Source organism: Methylobacterium oryzihabitans (assembly GCF_004004555.2).
GTDB lineage: Bacteria > Pseudomonadota > Alphaproteobacteria > Rhizobiales > Beijerinckiaceae > Methylobacterium > Methylobacterium oryzihabitans.
Genome location: NZ_SACP01000006.1, coordinates 31,459 through 48,655, shown reverse-complemented (window position 1 = coordinate 48,655; position 17,197 = coordinate 31,459). Strand labels below are relative to the sequence as shown.

General features: G+C 70.1%; 13 protein-coding genes. 2 read left to right on the top strand and 11 right to left on the bottom strand.

Annotation, left to right across the window (positions count from 1 at the left end; translation table 11 throughout):
• Window positions 1–101 precede the first annotated feature (101 nt).
• Together dapE and EOE48_RS08065 are read left to right on the top strand one after the other, a co-directional pair.
• A complete protein-coding gene (gene dapE, locus EOE48_RS08070) occupies window positions 102–1,289 on the top strand; it encodes a succinyl-diaminopimelate desuccinylase (protein ID WP_127728284.1) in 1,188 nt (395 codons plus the stop codon).
• A gap of 67 nt (window positions 1,290–1,356) precedes the next feature.
• Window positions 1,357–1,926 carry a hypothetical protein gene (locus EOE48_RS08065; protein ID WP_127728283.1) on the top strand — a complete coding sequence of 190 codons (570 nt, stop codon included), beginning with the start codon at window positions 1,357–1,359 and terminating at the stop codon, window positions 1,924–1,926.
• 10 nt (window positions 1,927–1,936) lie between these two features.
• On the opposite strand, the gene EOE48_RS08060 is transcribed toward EOE48_RS08065, so the two are convergent.
• The 11 genes from EOE48_RS08060 to zapE all read right to left on the bottom strand — a co-directional run bounded on the left by EOE48_RS08060 (window position 1,937) and on the right by zapE (window position 17,087).
• Complete coding sequence (locus tag EOE48_RS08060; RefSeq protein WP_127728282.1) at window positions 1,937–2,962, bottom strand: SDR family oxidoreductase; 1,026 nt, start codon at window positions 2,960–2,962, stop codon at window positions 1,937–1,939.
• Between the two features lie 55 nt (window positions 2,963–3,017).
• Window positions 3,018–3,932: a manganese catalase family protein gene (locus EOE48_RS08055; protein WP_127728281.1), complete on the bottom strand. Its 915-nt coding sequence runs from the start codon at window positions 3,930–3,932 to the stop codon at window positions 3,018–3,020.
• 281 nt (window positions 3,933–4,213) lie between these two features.
• The gene (lpdA, locus tag EOE48_RS08050) at window positions 4,214–5,614 is read right to left on the bottom strand and encodes a dihydrolipoyl dehydrogenase (protein ID WP_127728280.1); all 1,401 of its coding nucleotides are present in this window, start codon (window positions 5,612–5,614) and stop codon (window positions 4,214–4,216) included.
• A gap of 82 nt (window positions 5,615–5,696) precedes the next feature.
• The gene (locus EOE48_RS08045; RefSeq protein ID WP_127728279.1) at window positions 5,697–6,440 is read right to left on the bottom strand and encodes an SDR family oxidoreductase; all 744 of its coding nucleotides are present in this window, start codon (window positions 6,438–6,440) and stop codon (window positions 5,697–5,699) included.
• 373 nt (window positions 6,441–6,813) lie between these two features.
• Window positions 6,814–8,100: a 2-oxoglutarate dehydrogenase complex dihydrolipoyllysine-residue succinyltransferase gene (gene odhB / locus EOE48_RS08040; RefSeq protein ID WP_127728278.1), complete on the bottom strand. Its 1,287-nt coding sequence runs from the start codon at window positions 8,098–8,100 to the stop codon at window positions 6,814–6,816.
• A 93-nt stretch (window positions 8,101–8,193) separates the two neighbouring features.
• Window positions 8,194–11,148, bottom strand: a complete 2,955-nt coding sequence (locus tag EOE48_RS08035) for a 2-oxoglutarate dehydrogenase E1 component (protein WP_127728277.1) — start codon at window positions 11,146–11,148, stop codon at window positions 8,194–8,196.
• Between the two features lie 200 nt (window positions 11,149–11,348).
• A complete protein-coding gene (sucD, locus tag EOE48_RS08030) occupies window positions 11,349–12,233 on the bottom strand; it encodes a succinate--CoA ligase subunit alpha (protein ID WP_127728276.1) in 885 nt (294 codons plus the stop codon).
• A gap of 364 nt (window positions 12,234–12,597) precedes the next feature.
• On the bottom strand, window positions 12,598–13,797 hold the full coding sequence (gene sucC, locus EOE48_RS08025; protein WP_127728275.1) for an ADP-forming succinate--CoA ligase subunit beta: 1,200 nt from the start codon (window positions 13,795–13,797) through the stop codon (window positions 12,598–12,600).
• A gap of 90 nt (window positions 13,798–13,887) precedes the next feature.
• Window positions 13,888–14,850, bottom strand: coding sequence for a malate dehydrogenase (gene mdh / locus EOE48_RS08020; protein WP_127728274.1), 963 nt, complete (start codon window positions 14,848–14,850; stop codon window positions 13,888–13,890).
• A 252-nt stretch (window positions 14,851–15,102) separates the two neighbouring features.
• The gene (locus tag EOE48_RS08015) at window positions 15,103–15,792 is read right to left on the bottom strand and encodes a TetR/AcrR family transcriptional regulator (protein WP_127728273.1); all 690 of its coding nucleotides are present in this window, start codon (window positions 15,790–15,792) and stop codon (window positions 15,103–15,105) included.
• 89 nt (window positions 15,793–15,881) lie between these two features.
• Window positions 15,882–17,087: a cell division protein ZapE gene (gene zapE / locus EOE48_RS08010; RefSeq protein WP_246154044.1), complete on the bottom strand. Its 1,206-nt coding sequence runs from the start codon at window positions 17,085–17,087 to the stop codon at window positions 15,882–15,884.
• Window positions 17,088–17,197: the final 110 nt, after the last annotated feature.

The window sequence follows — 17,197 nt, the reverse complement described above, 5'->3', positions numbered from 1 at the left end:
CTCCGGATACGCGAGGCCGGCGGGCGGAGGAAGAGCATCGGCTTGCAACCCCGCCCCGCTTCGCTACCGGTGGGGCGACCGACCGCGACGAGACGAGCCCCGTGACCACCCTCCCCTCCCCGCTGGCCCTGGCCCGGGACCTGATCCGCTGCCCCTCCGTGACCCCGGCCGAGGGCGGCGCGCTCGCCTGCCTCGCCGGCCACCTCGCCGCGGCGGGGTTCTCGGTCGAGCGGCCGGTCTTCTCCGAGCCGGGCACCCCGGACGTCGAGAACCTCTACGCCCGGATCGGCCGCGCCGGCCCGTGCCTGCTGCTCGCCGGCCATACCGACGTGGTGCCGCCCGGCGAGACCGGCGCCTGGCGCCACGGCCCGTTCGACGGCGCGGTGGCGGACGGCGTGCTCTACGGTCGCGGCGCGGTCGACATGAAGGGCGGCATCGCCTGCCTGCTGGCGGCGGTGCTCGGCTTCCTCGCCGCCCGCGGGCCGGATTTCGGCGGTTCGATCGCCTTCCTCATCACCGGCGACGAGGAGGGCCCGGCGGTCAACGGCACCCCGAAGCTCCTCGACTGGGCGCTGGCGCGGGGCGAGCGCTTCGACCATTGCCTGCTCGGCGAGCCGACCAACCCCGACCGCCTCGGCGAGATGATCAAGATCGGCCGGCGCGGCTCGCTCACCGGCGACCTCACGGTCCACGGCATCCAGGGCCACGTCGCCTATCCCCACCGGGCCGACAACCCGATTCCGCACCTGCTGCGCCTCGCCGGCGCCTTGCTCGCCGCGCCCCTCGACGCGGGCACCGCGCATTTCGACGCCTCGAACCTCGAATTCACGACCCTCGACGTCGGCAACCCGTCGACCAACGTGATTCCGGCCAGCGCCCGCGGCACCTTCAATATCCGCTTCAACGACCTGTGGACGCTCGCATCGCTCGCCGACGAGCTGCGCCGGCGCCTCGCCGGAGCCGCGGACGGCGCCCGCTACGACCTCGCCCTGCGCCCGACCAACGCGGTCGCGTTCCTGACCCGACCCGACGCCTTCGTGGAGCGCGTCGCCGACGCCATCGCGGCCGAGACCGGCCTGCGCCCGGTCCTGTCCACCACCGGCGGCACCTCGGATGCGCGCTTCATCAAGGACGCCTGCCCGGTGATCGAGTTCGGCCTCGTCGGGCAGACCATGCACCAGATCGACGAATGCGTGCCGGTGGCCGATCTCGACCGGCTCGCGGCGATCTACCGGCGGGTGCTCGACGCCTATTTTCCGGCCGATGCTGCGCTGCAAAAACCCGCTTGACCAGTCTACGACGAAAGTTGAATCTCCTCCGACGAAGGCGGCTGGTCCGCCGATCGCCGGAGGCGTCATGCTCGTCACCGCCGAGGAAGTCGGCCGCTCCCTGCGGGGCGCCGCCGCGCTGCTGAACCGCCATCCCCAGGCCCTGCGCCTGTTCGACGTCAGCGAGCGCGGGTTCTGGCGCTCGTTCGGGGCGATCTGGCTCACCGCCCCGGCGATGGTGATCGCGCTGGCCCTGGAGCGGGGGCCCGGCACGCCGCTGCTGCGCCCCGATCACACCACCCTGGCGGTGCTGGCCGGCACGCTCGCGGCGTTCCTGGTGATTCCGGTGACGATGCTCGGCCTCGCCCGGCGCCTCGGCCTGACGCGGGCCTACGTGCCGTTCGTCATCGTCACCAACTGGACCCTGGCGCTCGCCCTGGCGGTGCTGTCGCTGCCGGGCTTCCTGCTGGTGCTCGGGCTGGCGACGCCGGGCCTCGCGGCGCTCTATGCCGCCGCCTTCGCGGTGATCCTGCTCCACATCCACGGCGTCGCGGTCCGCGCCACCCTGGGGCTGCCGGCCCCGGCCGCGTTCCTGGTCAGCCTCGCCTGCGGCCTTCTCGTCGCCGCGGTCGCCGCCGGAGCGCACGCGGCGGCGTAAGGCCGGCGCCTCAGAGGCGGCGGCCGCCGCGGGCCCGCCCGAGCAGCCCCGCCGCCAGCGTCAGCCCGATCCCGACGAGGCCGGCGGTCTTCATCGGGTTCAGCTTGGCCGGCTGCAGGCTCGCCCGGGTGTAGTAGCTCTTGCGCCGCACGAAGCCGGGCTGGTGGCCCTTCGCGGCGCCGTCGCCGACGGGGTCGCGCAGGGCACCCTCCGGGTCGCGCGGCGGCTCGCTGCGCTGCTGGAACGCGATGATCGCCGGCGCGAGCTTGTCGTAGGCCCCGGGCGCGAATTCCTTGAGGCCGACCAGCACCCTCCCGCCGCCGCCGACGAAGATGTCGCGCTGGGGATGCACCGCGGCGTGCAGGATCGCGTGCGCGACTTCCTCGGGCGGGTAGATCGGCGGCGGCAGGGTCGGCTCGCGGTCCATGTAGTTGCGCGCCCGCTGCGGCAGCGGCGTGTCGATCGAGGTCGGCTTGACCAGCGTCACGCTGATCGGCAGGCCGTCCTGCTCCAGTTCCATCCGCAGGGCGTCGGTAAAACCCTTCACCGCGTGCTTGCTGGCGCAGTACATGCCCTGGAACGGGAAGGCGAGGTCGGAGGCGACGCTGCCGACGTTGATGAGCGCCCCGCCGCGCTCCTTCAGGTACTCGACTGCGACCAGCGAACCGAACACCGTGCCCCACAGGTTGGTCTGGAGCAGGCGGGCGTGGTCCTCGTCGGTGACCTCGCGCAACGGCCCGTAGATGGTCAGGCCCGCGACGTTGACCCAGGTGTCGAAGCCGCCGAAGGCCGCGACCGCCCGGTCGGCGATCGCCTGGACGTCCGCGCGCCGGCCGACATCGGCGACGACGTGGATCGCCCGGCCGCTGGCGGCCTCGATCTCGGACTGGATGCGGGCCAGGGCCTCGCCGTTGCGGGCCGCCAGCACGACGCGGGCGCCCCGCTCGGCCGCCATGCGGGCGGTGGCAAGGCCGATCCCGCTCGACGCGCCGGTGACGACGACGACCTGATCGCGCAGGGACTTGTGCTGCTTCATCGGCGGACACCTCCGGGAATGGGAACGGGGCGGCGCGACGCCGCCCCGCCGGCCGTCAGCGGCTCTTCTTGTAGAGCTTGCTCGCGATCTCGAAGATCTCTTCCGGAGCGTAGTTCGGCGCGAAGGCGCCGTAATTGCCGTCGAGTTCCGGGATCTTGCCGCCCTCGGGCAGGCCGTCGACCACTTCGAGGTGGCCCGGCGGATCGCCCGGCAGCGCGACCTCGTCGTTCGACCACACGCCGGCTGCCTCCTGGTAGTCGCTGGGGCTGAAGCGATACAACCGCCGGTGGCTGCCCTCCTGGAGGTACTTCTGGCATTCCGGAATATTGTCGAGCCGGATGTTGGGCGTCGGCAGCATCTTCTCGATCTCGACGCCGGTCAGCTTCTTCAGCGCCAGCCCGTAGGCGTGGGCGTGGACCGAGCCGCGCACCAGCAGGTAGCCGCACACCTCGCGCCCGGTCGGGTCGGTCAGGGTCTCGTAGACCCGCAGCTTGTGCAGCCGGGCGCCGCATTCGAGATGGAAGTTGTGCAGCAGGTCGATGATGATGTTCCCGGTCGTGGTGACCATGTCCATGTTCCACGACGCGGCGTTGGCGTTCATCGGCATCGCGCCGCCGCCGTTCGACAGGAAGCTGCCGGCCAGCCGCACGTCCTTCATCTCCTCGAACGGCGCCTTCGACACGTCGACGTCCGGGGTGTCGTCGCCGGGGCCGTTGTTCAGCATCGAGATGCCAGTCGAGACCAGCTCGACATGGCCCAGTTCCTCGGCGAAGATGCTCGAAACGAGGCTATAGAAAGGACGAAGCTTGGATTTGTTGCGGAAGTTGAAGCTCTGGAACATGTAGTTCCCCAGCGTCGACATCTCGCCGTACTTGCCACCCAGCAGTTCCTGCAGGGCAGCCGCCGCATTCGGGTCTGGCTTTTTAGGCTGGGGAAGCTCGGCCTGGAGCCGATCGATCCGCATGAACATGTCCGGAGCCCTCGTTGTCAGCGACGAGGGGCTACGGTTCAGCGGCGGATGCGTTCCATCACAGGTTGAAAATCCTCCTGCGGCGGATCCGCCGCAGGGGCCGTGCCCGGGGAATCCGGGCACGGCAGTCGCTTCATACGATTTTCGATTGATCGCTCGGCGATTGCTGCGCAATCGCTTCGCGATGCGAAAATCGGCTTCGCTCAGGTGCGCGCAGAGCTTTGCTCTGCGCCGCGCGGACTATTGATACGGTTTTCGGAACTGATCGTCCGAAAACCGTATCACATGTGCAGGGCGCGCTTGTCGACGGCGAGCGCCGCCTCCTTGACCGCCTCGGTCAGGGTCGGGTGTGCGTGGCAGGTGCGGGCGATGTCCTCCGACGAGGCGCCGAACTCCATCGCCACCGCGACCTCCATGATGAGGTTGCCGGCATCCGGGCCGACGATGTGGACGCCGAGCACCCGGTCCGTCCCGGCATCGGCCAGCACCTTCACGAAGCCGTCGGTGGTGTGGTTGACCTTGGCGCGGCCGTTCGCGGTGAACGGGAACTTGCCGGTGTTGTAGGTCACGCCGTCCTTCTTCAGCTCCTCCTCGGTCAGGCCGACCGAGGCGACCTCCGGCGTGGTGTAGACCACGTTCGGGATCACGCCGTAATTCACGTGCCCGGCCTTGCCGGCGAGGATCTCGGCGACGGCGACGCCCTCGTCCTCGGCCTTGTGGGCCAGCATCGGGCCGGCGATGACGTCGCCGATCGCGTAGAGGCCGGTGACGTTGGTGGCGTAGTGGTTGTCGGTGAGGATGCGGCCCTTGTTGTCGAGCTGCACGCCGACCGTCTCGAGGCCGAGCCCGGCGGTGTAAGGCACCCGGCCAATGGCGACCAGCACCACGTCGGCCTGGAGCGTCTCGGCCGCGCCGCCGGCCGACGGCTCGACCGTCACGGTGGCGCCCGCCCCCTCGCGGGTCACGCCGGTGACCTTCGACGACAGCTTGAAGGCGATGCCCTGCTTCTGGAGGATGCGCTGGAACTGCTTGCCGACCTCGCCGTCCATGCCCGGCAGGATGCGGTCGAGATACTCGACCACCGTGACCTCGGCGCCGAGGCGCCGCCACACCGAGCCGAGTTCGAGGCCGATGACGCCGGCGCCGATGATGACGAGCTTGCCCGGAACCTTGGCGAGGTCGAGGGCGCCGGTGGACGAGACCACGACCTCCTCGTCGATGGTCACGCCCGGCAGGTTGGCGACGTCGGAGCCGGTCGCGATGACGACGTTCCGGGTCTCCAGCATCTGGTTGCCGCCGTCCTCCGACAGCACCTCGACACGGCCGGCGCCGGCGAGGCGGCCGGTGCCGTGGAAGCTCTCGACGCCGTTCTTCTTGAGCAGGAACGCGACGCCCTTGGTGTTGCCGTCGACGCCCTCCTGCTTGAACGCCATCATCTTCTTGAGGTCGAGCTGCGGCTCGCCGACCGTGATGCCGAGGTCGGGGAAGTGCTTCGTGGCCTCCTCGAACGCCTCGGAGGCGTGCAGCAGCGCCTTCGACGGGATGCAGCCGACGTTGAGGCAGGTGCCGCCGTGGCTGGCCCGCTTCTCGACCACCGCGGTCTTGAGGCCGAGCTGGGCGGCCCGGATGGCGCAGACGTAACCGCCGGGGCCGGTGCCGATGACGACGAGATCGTAGGACATGAGAGCTTCCGCACAGTGAGGTCGCGCAGCCGGCGCAGCAAGGCCCGCGCCGGTCGCGCGACCGGAGTGGTGGAGGGCGGTGTTAACGGCCGCCCGAGACCGTCACGAGGGTTCCGGTGGTGTAGGACGCCTCATCCGAGAGCAGCCAGACGATCGGGGCCGCGACCTCCTCGGCGGTGCCGACGCGCTTCATCGGCACCGAGGGGCCGAGGCGCACGAGCCGGTCGGGCTGGCCGCCGCTGGCGTGGATCTCGGTCTCGATCAGCCCGGGGGCGACCGCGTTGACGCGGATGCCCTCGGCGGCGACCTCGACCGCGAGGCCGGTGGTGAAGGTGTCGATCGCCCCCTTCGAGGCGGCGTAGTCGACGTACTGGCCGGGCGCGCCGAGGCGCGCGGCGACCGACGACAGGTTGACGATGGCGCCGCCCCGGCCGCCGTGCTTCGTCGACATCCGCCGCACCGCCTGGGCCGCGCACAGGAACGAGCCGACGACGTTGGTGGTCATCATCCGGGTCAGGCGCGTGCCGGTCATCTCGTCGACCCGGGCAGCGTAATCGACCACGCCGGCATTGTTGACGAGGCCGCCGAGGGTCCCGAGTCCGTCGGCCTGCCGAAAGAGGTCCTCGATCTCGGCCTCGACCGCGACGTCGCTCCGCACCGCGAGCGCGGTGCCGCCGCCGGCCTCAATCTCCCGCACCACCGCCTCGGCGGCGTCGCGGTTCGACACGTAGGACAGGCAGACGCGCCAGCCCCGCTTTGCCGCGAGCAGCGACACCGCGCGACCGATGCCGCGGCTGCCGCCGGTGACCACCAGGACCTTGTCCATCGACGTTCCTTCCCGAGCTGGGCGCCCCCGGTTCTGCGAGGGGGCCCCTCCCCCATTCCCGAGGCGGGGCCCGCCGTCAAACGATCATGCAACGTCCGGTTGATGGGCCGCGGGTGGTCCCTCGCCGAGGGGTTCGGGGCTTCGTCGCCGAGGGGCCGGCGCGAGCAGGCACGCGCGCGCCTTCTCCTCTCCCCGCGAGCGCACAACTGCCAGGGAAAAATCCTGTTCAGAGTCAAGCGCGGGACCCCCTCTCCCGAGTGGGAGAGGGGAGACGCGCTCCTTCTTCGCCGGACGGCCCTGCCGCACGCAGGGCGAAGAGTCCGGGCGCCACTGACTGCGGCCGAACCCAGCCCGGCGGGTTACGAGTCCCGCCTCACAGATCCAGCACGAGACGCGCCGGGTCCTCCAGGGCTTCCTTGATCCGCACCAGGAAGGTCACCGCCTCCTTCCCGTCGACGATGCGGTGGTCGTAGGACAGGGCGAGGTACATCATCGGCCGCGCCTCGATCTTGCCGCCGCGCACCACCGGCCGCTCCTCGATGCGGTGCATGCCGAGGATGCCCGATTGCGGCGCGTTGAGGATCGGGGTCGACATCAGCGAGCCGTAGATGCCGCCGTTGGTGATCGTGAAGGTGCCGCCCTGCATGTCCTCGATCGACAGCTTGCCGTCGCGGGCCTTGCGGCCGAAGCCGGCGATCGCCTTCTCGATGCCGGCGATCGACAGGGTGTCGGCGTCGCGCACCACCGGCACGACCAGGCCCTTGTCGGTCCCGACCGCGATGCCGACGTGGTAGTAGTTCTTGTAGACGAGATCCTGGCCATCGATCTCGGCGTTCACCGCCGGCACGTCCTTCAGGGCCTGGATCACCGCCTTGGTGAAGAAGCCCATGAAGCCGAGCTTGGTGCCGTGCTTCTTCTCGAAGATGTCCTTGTACTGCTGGCGCAGGCTCATCACCGCGCCCATGTCGACGTCGTTGAACGTCGTCAGCATCGCAGCGGTGTTCTGCGCGTCCTTCAGGCGCCGGGCGATGGTCTGGCGCAACTTGGTCATGCGCACCCGCTCCTCGCGGGAGGCGTCGTCCGGCGCCGAGGGGGCGCGGGCGATCTGCGTCGGGGCCGGGGCGGGCGCCGCCGCGCCGCCGCCCTTCACGGCGGCCAGCATGTCGCCCTTGGTGACGCGGCCGTCCTTGCCGCTGCCCTGGACCGAGGACGGATCGACGCCGCTCTCCTGGGCGATGCGGCCGACCGCAGGGCCGTGGTCGCCGGCCGGGCGGGCCTGACCGGAGGGCGCGGCCTCGCCGTGGTTGCCGTAGGCGGCCGCCGACGACTTCGTGGGCTCCTTGGCGGGCTCGGCCTTCGCAGGCTCGGCCTTAGCCGGCTCCTTGGCCGGCTCCTTGGCCGCCTTGGGCGCCTCGCCGGCGCCGCCCTCGACGATCGAGCCGAGCAGCGCGCCGGGCTCCACCGTCTCGCCGTCCTTGGCGACGATGTCGCCGAGCTGGCCCGAGGCCGGGGCGTTGACCTCGAGGGTCACCTTGTCGGTCTCGAGTTCGACGAGGGGCTCGTCGGCCTTCACGGTGTCGCCGGGCTTCTTGAACCAGCGGCCGATGGTGGCCTCGCTCACGGACTCGCCGAGGGTCGGGACGCGGATTTCGGTGGCCATGATGTCCGTCTGTCAGGGTTGGGGCCGGGTGGCCCGGTCAGGTGTGAGCGGCGCCCCGCTGGCGGGACGCCGGATGACGCGCGATCCGGCGGTTCAGACCGCCAGGGCCTCGTTGAGGAAGGCCTGGAGCTGGTCGAGGTGCTTCGACATCAGGCCGACCGCGGTCGAGGCCGAGGCCGGGCGGCCGACGTAGCGCGGGCGCTTGGAGGCCGAGCCGGCCTGGTTGAGCACCCATTCCAGGTAGGGCTCGACGAACGCCCAGGAGCCCATGTTCTTCGGCTCCTCCTGGCACCACACCACCTCGGCGTTGCGGAACCGGGCGATCTCGGCGGCGAGCGACTTCAGCGGGAACGGGTAGAGCTGCTCGACGCGCAGGAGGTAGACGTCGTTGACGCCGCGCTTCTCGCGCTCCTCGTAGAGGTCGTAATAGACCTTGCCCGAGCACAGCACGACCCGCCGGACCTTGTCGTCCTTGGCGAGCTTGACGCCCTCCGGCGCCCGCTCGGCGTCGTCCCACAGCACCCGGTGGAAGGTCGAGCCCTCGGCGAGGTCGGAGAGCGGCGACACCGCTCGCTTGTGGCGCAGCAGCGACTTCGGCGTCATCAGCACCAGCGGCTTGCGGAAGTCGCGCTTGAGCTGCCGGCGCAGGATGTGGAAGTAGTTCGAGGGCGTCGTGCAGTTGGCGACCTGCATGTTGTCCTCGGCGCACATCTGCAGGTAGCGCTCCAGGCGGGCCGAGGAATGCTCGGGCCCCTGGCCCTCGTAGCCGTGCGGCAGCAGCATCACGAGGCCCGACATGCGCAGCCACTTGCGCTCGCCGGACGAGATGAACTGATCGACCACGACCTGCGCGCCGTTGGCGAAGTCGCCGAACTGCGCCTCCCACAGGACGAGCGCGTTCGGCTCGGCGAGGGAGTAGCCGTACTCGAAGCCGAGCACCGCCTCCTCCGAGAGCATCGAGTTGATGACCTCGTAGCGGCTCTGCCCGTCCTTGACGTGGTTGAGGGGCGTGTAGCGCTCCTCGTTCTCCTGGTCGATCAGCACCGAGTGGCGCTGCGAGAAGGTGCCGCGCTCGACGTCCTGGCCCGAGAGCCGGACCTTGTGGCCTTCGAGCAGCAGCGAGCCGTAGGCCAGCGCCTCGGCGGTGGCCCAGTCCAGGCCCTCGCCGGTCTCGATCGCCTTGGCGCGGTTGTCGAGGAAGCGCTTGATCGTGCGGTGGAGGTGGAACTCCGCCGGGACCTCGGTGATCTTGCGGCCGATCTCCTTGAGGAGGTCGGTCGCGACGCCGGTGCGGCCGCGGCGCGGGTCGTCCTCGTCCTCGCGCACCGCCTTCAGGCCCGACCAGCGGCCGTCGAGCCAGTCGGCCTTGTTGGCCTTGTAGCCGGTGGCGATGTCGAACTCGCTGTCGAGGGTGGCGCGGAACTCCGCCTTGCGGGCCTCGACCTCGTCGGCCTTGACCGCGTTCGCCTCGACCAGCCGCTTGGAGTAGGTCTCCAGCGTCGACGGGTGCTTGCGGATGATCTGGTACATTTTCGGCTGGGTGAACGCGGGCTCGTCGCCCTCGTTGTGGCCGAAGCGGCGGTAGCACAGCATGTCGATCACGACCGGCTTGTGGAACTTCTGCCGGTACTCGGTCGCGATCTTGGCCGCGAAGGTCACCGCCTCCGGGTCGTCGCCGTTGCAGTGGAAGATCGGGGCCTCGACCATCTTCGCCACGTCGGACGGGTAGGGCGAGGAGCGCGAGAAGCGCGGATCGGTGGTGAAGCCGATCTGGTTGTTGATGATGAAGTGGATCGAGCCGCCGGTGCGGTGGCCCTTCAGGCCCGACAGGCCGAAGCACTCGGCCACCACGCCCTGGCCGGCGAAGGCGGCGTCGCCGTGGATGAGGAGCGGCAGCACGCTGGTGCGCTGCTCGTCGCCGGTCTGGTCCTGCTTCGCCCGCACCTTGCCGAGCACCACCGGATCGACGATCTCGAGGTGCGACGGGTTCGCGGTCAGCGACAGGTGGACGGTGTTGCCGTCGAACGAGCGGTCGCTCGACGCACCGAGATGGTACTTCACGTCGCCCGAGCCCTCGACCTCGGCCGGGGACGACGAGCCGCCCTTGAACTCGTGGAAGATCGCCCGGAACGGCTTCGACATCACGGTGGCGAGCACGTTGAGCCGGCCGCGATGCGCCATGCCGAGCACGATGTCGGTGACGCCGAGCGCGCCGCCGCGCTTGATGATCTGTTCGAGCGCCGGGACCATCGCCTCCGAGCCGTCGAGGCCGAAGCGCTTGGTGCCGGTGTACTTGAGGTCGAGGAACTTCTCGAAGCCTTCCGCCTCGATCAGCTTGTTGAGGATCGCCCGCCGGCCCTGCTCGGTGAACGAGACCTCCTTGTCCTTGCCCTCGATGCGCTCCTGGATCCAGGCCTTCTCCTCGGGATCGGAGATGTGCATGAACTCGAAGCCGAGGGTCTGGCAGTAGGTCCGCTCCAGGATCGCGACGATCTCCCGGATGGTGCCGAATTCGAGCCCGAGCACGTTGTCGAGGAAGATCGGGCGGTCCCAGTCGGCCTCGGTGAAGCCGTAATGCTGCGGGTGCAGCTCCTCGTGGTCGCCGCGCGGCTGCAGGCCCAGCGGATCGAGCTTGGCGTGCAGGTGGCCGCGCATGCGGTAGGCACGGATCAGCATGATCGCGCGCACGGAATCCTTGGTCGCCTGCTGGACGTCGACCGGCGCGGCGGCGGGGCCCTTGGCCTCCTGGCGCGCCTTGATCTTCTCGCCGACCGCCTTCTCCAGGGTCGCCCAGTTGCCGTCGAGCGCCGAGACGATCTCGCCGTTGGCCGCGATCGGCCAGTTCGGCTTGGTCCAGGACGCGCCCTCGGCGTTCTTGACGACCGTGGCCCGGTCCTCCTTCAGGCCCTCGAAGAAGGTCCGCCACTCCGGATCGACCGCGTTCGGGTCCCGGGTGTAGGTCGCGTACAGTTCCTCGATGTAGGCGGCGTTGCCTCCGTACAGGAACGAGGTTCCGAGGAGGGCGTCGTTCGCGTCCTGGCGTGCCATGGCGTGTCTATCCGCGGTTTCCTGCCCGGGAGGACGTAAGGGGGGTCGGACCGCCCTCTCGCCGGGGGATGGAGGCGCCCAGGCAGTCCGGGCGCCGGATTCGTCGCTGTCGGGCCCCTCATCTGGGGTCGGGGCCCGTCCGGTGCCGGGCGGTCTGCCATGCACCGGGTGCAGAAAGCGTTGCTGGTTTCCTCGGGGCCTCAGCCCCGCAGGACTTCCACCAGGGTCTTGCCGAGGCGGGCCGGCGACGGCGAAACCTTGATGCCGGCGGCTTCCATCGCGGCGATCTTGTCCTCGGCGCCGCCCTTGCCGCCCGAGATGATCGCGCCGGCATGGCCCATGCGGCGGCCGGGGGGCGCCGTGCGGCCGGCGATGAAGCCGACCATCGGCTTCTTGCGGCCGCGCTTGGCCTCGTCGGCGATGAACTGCGCCGCCTCTTCCTCGGCCGAGCCGCCGATCTCGCCGATCATCACGATCGACTCGGTCCTGTCGTCGGCCAGGAACAGTTCGAGCATCGCGATGAACTCGGTGCCCTTGACCGGGTCACCGCCGATGCCGACCGCGGTGGTCTGGCCGAGGCCCTCGTTGGTGGTCTGGAACACCGCCTCGTAGGTCAGGGTGCCGGAGCGCGACACGATGCCGACCGAGCCGGGCTTGAAGATGTTGGCCGGCATGATGCCGATCTTCGACTCGCCCGCCGTGACGATGCCCGGGCAGTTCGGGCCGATCAGCCGCGACTTCGAGCCTTCGAGCGAGCGCTTGACCCGCACCATGTCGAGAACGGGAATCCCTTCCGTGATGCAGACGATCAGCGGGATCTCGGCGTCGATCGCCTCGCAGATCGCGTCGGCGGCGCCCGGCGGCGGCACGTAGACCACCGAGGCGTCGGCGCCGGTGGCCTCGCGGGCCTCCTTCACGGTGTCGAAGACCGGCAGGCCGAGATGGGTCGAGCCGCCCTTCCCCGGCGAGGTGCCGCCGACCATCTTGGTGCCGTAGGCGATCGCCTGTTCGGAATGGAAGGTCCCGTTCTTGCCGGTGAAGCCCTGGCAGATGACCTTGGTGTTCTTGTCGATGAGGATGGACATGCTGTCAGGGACTCCGTGGAGTTAGCGGGCGCTTTGCGATTTGAGGTCGCAGCTTCATCAGGACAACGCTGAGAGCGACAACGACCGGCGCGCCCACGATTAAAACGAGAACGACGAACAAGCCGCCTGGACCGCACTCTCGGTCGTAAATCGGGTAGTTATCGTTTTCCCAACTCACAACTTGAGCGTTTGAGCAGTAGATTAGATCCGATATTGCGATCATCACGACTGCAGCTACCAGGAGGAGGGATGCGCATCCGAGATAGAAGCCGAACCGCCTGGACAGCCAGATCCCGATCACTAGGGGGATTCCAGCCAATACGACCGTCGGCATCAAGGACAGGAGCGCAACCCAGATCAACGGTCAGTTTCCGCCACGCACCGCCGCGACGATCTTCTGGGCCGCGTCGTCGAGGTCGTCGGCCGGGATCACGTTGAGGCCCGAGTTGCGGATGATCTCCTTGCCCTTCTCGACGTTGGTGCCCTCGAGGCGCACCACCAGCGGGACCTGGAGGCCGACCGCCTTCACCGCCGCGATCACCCCGTTGGCGATCACGTCGCACTTCATGATGCCGCCGAAGATGTTGACCAGGATGCCCTTCACGTTCGGGTCGGCGGTGATGATCTTGAACGCCGCCGTGACCTTCTCCTCCGAGGCGCCGCCGCCGACATCGAGGAAGTTCGCCGGCTCCTCGCCGTAGAGCTTGATGATGTCGAGCGTCGCCATGGCGAGGCCGGCGCCGTTGACCATGCAGCCGATCGTGCCGTCGAGCGCGATGTAGGCGAGGTCGTACTTCGACGCCTCGATCTCCTTCTCGTCCTCCTCGGTGGTGTCGCGCAGCTGCACGATGTCCGGGTGGCGGTAGAGGCTGTTCGAATCGAACGAGATCTTGGCGTCCAGGCACTTCAGGTGCCCGTCCGTGGTGACGATGAGCGGGTTGATCTCCAGCATGCTCATGTCCTTGGCGGTGAACGCCTCGTAGAGCTTGCTGGTGACGTCCGCCGCCTCCTTGGCGAGCGCGCCGGTGAGGCCGAGCGCCTTGGCGACCGCGCGGCCGTGATGCGGCAGCACGCCGGTGGCCGGGTCGACCGAGAAGGTGACGATCTTCTCAGGCGTGTCGTGGGCGACCGCCTCGATGTCCATGCCGCCCTCGGTCGAGACCACGAAGGCGACCCGGCCGGTCTCGCGGTCGACAAGCATCGACAGGTAGAACTCGGTCTCGATGTCCGAGCCGTCCTCGATGTAGAGGCGGTTGACCTGCTTGCCGGCCTCGCCGGTCTGGATCGTGACCAGGGTGTTGCCGAGCATCTGGCCGGCGAAGGCCTTGACCTCCTCGACCGACTTGGCGAGGCGCACGCCGCCCTTCTCGCCGGCCTCGGCCTCCTTGAACTTGCCCTTGCCGCGCCCGCCGGCGTGGATCTGGGACTTCACCACCCAGAGCGGGCCGCCGAGCTCGTTGGCGGCGGCCTCGGCCTCGCTGGCCTTGAAGATCGCGCGGCCGTTCGAGACCGGCAGGCCGAACTGCTGGAGCACGGCCTTGGCTTGGTATTCGTGGATGTTCATGGGTGGCTTCCTGGTGAAGGCGGGGCGTCGGGCACGGAGCGGGCGCGGCGGGGCCTGTCGACAGGCCCTCGGCCGCGCCCGCGGGGCCGGTTACGCCAGCGCGCCGTTGATGCTCTTGCAGGCCTCGATCAGGCCCTTCACGGAGTTGACCGACTTCTCGAACATCGCCTTCTCGTCGGCCGAGAACTCGACCTCGAGGACGCGCTCGACGCCGTTCTCGCCGATCACGATCGGCACGCCGATGAACAGGCCGTCGACGCCGTACTGGCCGGTGAGGTGGGCGGCGCAGGGCAGGACGCGCTTCTTGTCCTTCAGGTAGCTCTCGGCCATCGCGATCGCCGAGGCGGCGGGCGCGTAGAAGGCCGAGCCGGTCTTGAGCAGGTTGACGATCTCGCCGCCGCCCTTGCGGGTGCGCTCGACCATCGCGTCGAGCTTCTCCTGGGTCGTCCAGCCGAGCTTGACGAGGTCGGTCAGCGGCACGCCGGCGACCGTCGAGTAGCGCACCAGCGGCACCATGTCGTCGCCGTGGCCGCCGAGCACGAAGGCGGTGACGTCCTCGACCGAGACCCCGAACTCCTCGGCCAGGAAGTGGCGGAAGCGGGCCGAGTCGAGCACGCCGGCCATGCCGACGATCTTCTTCGGGTCGAGGCCCGAGAACTTCTGCAGCGCCCACACCATCGCGTCGAGCGGGTTGGTGATGCAGATCACGAAGGCGTTCGGGGCGTGGGTCTTGATGCCGGTGCCGACCGCTTCCATCACCTTCAGGTTGATGCCGATCAGGTCGTCGCGGCTCATGCCGGGCTTGCGCGGCACGCCGGCCGTCACGATCACCACGTCGGCGCCCGCGATGGCGCTGTAGTCGCTCGCGCCGCTGTACTTGGCGTCGAAGCCGTCGACCGGGGCCGACTCGGCGATGTCGAGGCCCTTGCCCTGGGGCACGCCATCGGCGATGTCGAACAGCACGATGTCGCCGAGTTCCTTGAGGCCGGCGAGGTGCGCGAGCGTGCCGCCGATCTGTCCGGCGCCGATCAGGGCGATCTTCTTGCGTGCCATGTAGGTCCGATCCTTCGCGGTATGGAGGAAACCGTCAGGGGCCGGGGTCCGCTCGCGTGGAGCCCGCGCCAAGCGGGGGCCTGTTTGGCGAAAAAAGCCCGGCCCGACAACCCGAGCCGCCGGTTCCGGCCCCCGCAACAGGCCGTGAGCTGCCCCAGGGAACCTCGCCGAGAACAGACAAAAGCAAGATATTGCAGCGACTTCCCCGATGATGGCCGCCCGGGTTACAGAATGACCAAGCTGTCACCCGCCTCAGAGCACACCGGTGCGAAGCGCCCGCAGCAGCACCCGGATCACCGCCCCGAGCCGCAGGTCGATGAGGTCGCGCGGGATCTCGGCGTCGAGCTGGATCGAGGCCGGGTGGATGAAGCGGTGGCTGGCGTCGAAGATGAAGGCCAGCGCCCGCTCGCGGTCGCGCAGCGAGAAGGCGCCGGCATTGAGCCCCTCCTCGATCACCCGCTCGACCAGCACCCGCAGCCGCCCGCGGTGGCGCCGGGCGATCGGCCGCGACTCGACCGTGGCGTCGAGATGGACCGCGAACAGGTTGGGATCGTGGAGCAGCGCGTCGCGCTGGAGCGCGGCGAGCGCGAGCAGCAGCCGCTCCAGCTTGTCGTCGGCCGGGTCGGGCGCGTCGGCGATGACGGCGAGTTCCGCCTCGACCTCCCGCAGCCAGCGCCCGGCGACCGCATCGACCAGCGCGACCTTCGAGGGGAAGTAGCGGTAGACGTTGGCGTGGGTCATGCCGGCCTCGGCCGCCACGCCCACCACCGTCACCCCCCGGTGCCCGAGGCGGCGCAGGTGCTCGGCCGCGATGGCGAGCAGCCGGGCATCGGCCGACGGCGGAGCCGACCGCGCCCGGGCCGCGGCCCCGACGGAGGGCGGACCGCCCTCCGGGGCGGCCGGCTCGTCGCGGGTCTGGGCGCCGGGGCGGCTGCGGGTCATGGACGAACGGGGCTGCCGGGGCCGGAAGCGGCCGGGAAGCCCGACGTTACCGGGCCGGACCGGGGGCGAGAAGCCCCGGAGGCCGCGCGTCAGGTCTCGACCAGCCCGGTCGTGCTGCCCGACGCCTCGGAATCCGGCCGCCCGTGCGGCAGGGCGAGGTACTCCTCGGACCGCATCTCGATCAGCCGCGACACCGTGCGCTCGAACTCGAACGCCTCGCGGCCGGTCTCGGCGGCGTAGAGCGCGGTCGGCTCGGCGGCGGCCGAGGCGAGCAGCTTGACACGGGCGTCGTAGAGCGCGTCGATCAGGGTGATGAACCGCTTGGCCTCGTTGCGCTGGGGCAGGTCCATCACCGGGATGCCCTCGACGATCACGGTGTGGAACCGCTCGGCCAGGGCGAGGTAGTCGGCGGCACCCAGCGGCCGGGCGCAGAGGTCGGCGAAGGTGAACCGCGCCGTGCCGCCGGCCGCCTCGGGGATCGACACCTCGTGGCCCTTGACGGCGATCGCCGCCGGCCGGCCCCGCCGCTCGCCGGTCAGCGCCAGGAAGGCGCGGTCGAGGGCCTGCGCGGAAGCGGCGTCGGCCGGCACGTGGTAGACCGGGGAGCCGCCGAGCTTCTCGAGACGGAAATCGGTGCGGGAATCGAGCCGCACCACCTCGACGCGCTGCTTGAGCAGGTCGATGAACGGCAGGAACAGCGCCCGGTTCAGGCCGCCCTCGTAGAGCCGGTCGGGCTCGACGTTCGAGGTCGCCACCACCACGACCCCGTGCGCGAACAGGGCGGTGAACAGGCGCCCGAGCAGCATCGCGTCGGCGATGTCGGTCACCGTGAACTCGTCGAAGCACAGGAGCCGGGTCTCGTCGGCGAGCGCCTCCGCAACCGGCGCGATCGGGTCGTCGCCCCTGGCGGTGCCCTGCTTCACCGCCTGCCGGTGGCGGTGGATGCGCTCGTGCACGTCGCCCATGAAGGCGTGGAAGTGGACCCGGCGCTTGGGCTCCGGTGCCGCCTCGTGGAAGAGGTCCATCAGCATCGTCTTGCCGCGGCCGACGAGGCCCCAGACGTAGAGGCCGCGCGGCGCCGCCGCCGGCTCGGGCCGGCGTCCGAACAGCCGGCCGAGCATGCCGGGCTTCGCCGGCGGGGGCACGCGGGCGAGCTCGTCCAGCAGGGCGTCGAGGCGCTCCACCAGGACGATCTGGGCCGGGTCGCGCTCGATCGCGCCGGAGGCCACCAGGGCGTCGTAGCGGGCGGCGACCGGGCCGGAGCCGGGTCGCCCGGGAGCAGGGCTGTGGGTCACGGGGGACGGCTTAGCCCGAGGCCCCGCCGCGGGCAATGCGGTGACAATGGGGCCGGCGCATGCGCCCGCGGCAGGACCGCCGCCCGCCCGCCCGGCGGAACGGTGCCGCG

Excerpts from the sequence above, each read along its gene's own strand:
- EOE48_RS08060 (WP_127728282.1), bottom strand. The coding sequence starts at position 2,962 with ATGAAGCAGCACAAGTCCCTGCGCGATCAGGTCGTCGTCGTCACCGGC.
- sucD (WP_127728276.1), bottom strand. The coding sequence starts at position 12,233 with ATGTCCATCCTCATCGACAAGAACACCAAGGTCATCTGCCAGGGCTTC.
- EOE48_RS08035 (WP_127728277.1), bottom strand. The coding sequence starts at position 11,148 with ATGGCACGCCAGGACGCGAACGACGCCCTCCTCGGAACCTCGTTCCTG.
- EOE48_RS08015 (WP_127728273.1), bottom strand. The coding sequence starts at position 15,792 with ATGACCCGCAGCCGCCCCGGCGCCCAGACCCGCGACGAGCCGGCCGCC.
- EOE48_RS08055 (WP_127728281.1), bottom strand. The coding sequence starts at position 3,932 with ATGTTCATGCGGATCGATCGGCTCCAGGCCGAGCTTCCCCAGCCTAAA.
- EOE48_RS08065 (WP_127728283.1), top strand. The coding sequence starts at position 1,357 with ATGCTCGTCACCGCCGAGGAAGTCGGCCGCTCCCTGCGGGGCGCCGCC.
- odhB (WP_127728278.1), bottom strand. The coding sequence starts at position 8,100 with ATGGCCACCGAAATCCGCGTCCCGACCCTCGGCGAGTCCGTGAGCGAG.
- sucC (WP_127728275.1), bottom strand. The coding sequence starts at position 13,797 with ATGAACATCCACGAATACCAAGCCAAGGCCGTGCTCCAGCAGTTCGGC.
- lpdA (WP_127728280.1), bottom strand. The coding sequence starts at position 5,614 with ATGTCCTACGATCTCGTCGTCATCGGCACCGGCCCCGGCGGTTACGTC.
- mdh (WP_127728274.1), bottom strand. The coding sequence starts at position 14,850 with ATGGCACGCAAGAAGATCGCCCTGATCGGCGCCGGACAGATCGGCGGC.
- EOE48_RS08045 (WP_127728279.1), bottom strand. The coding sequence starts at position 6,440 with ATGGACAAGGTCCTGGTGGTCACCGGCGGCAGCCGCGGCATCGGTCGC.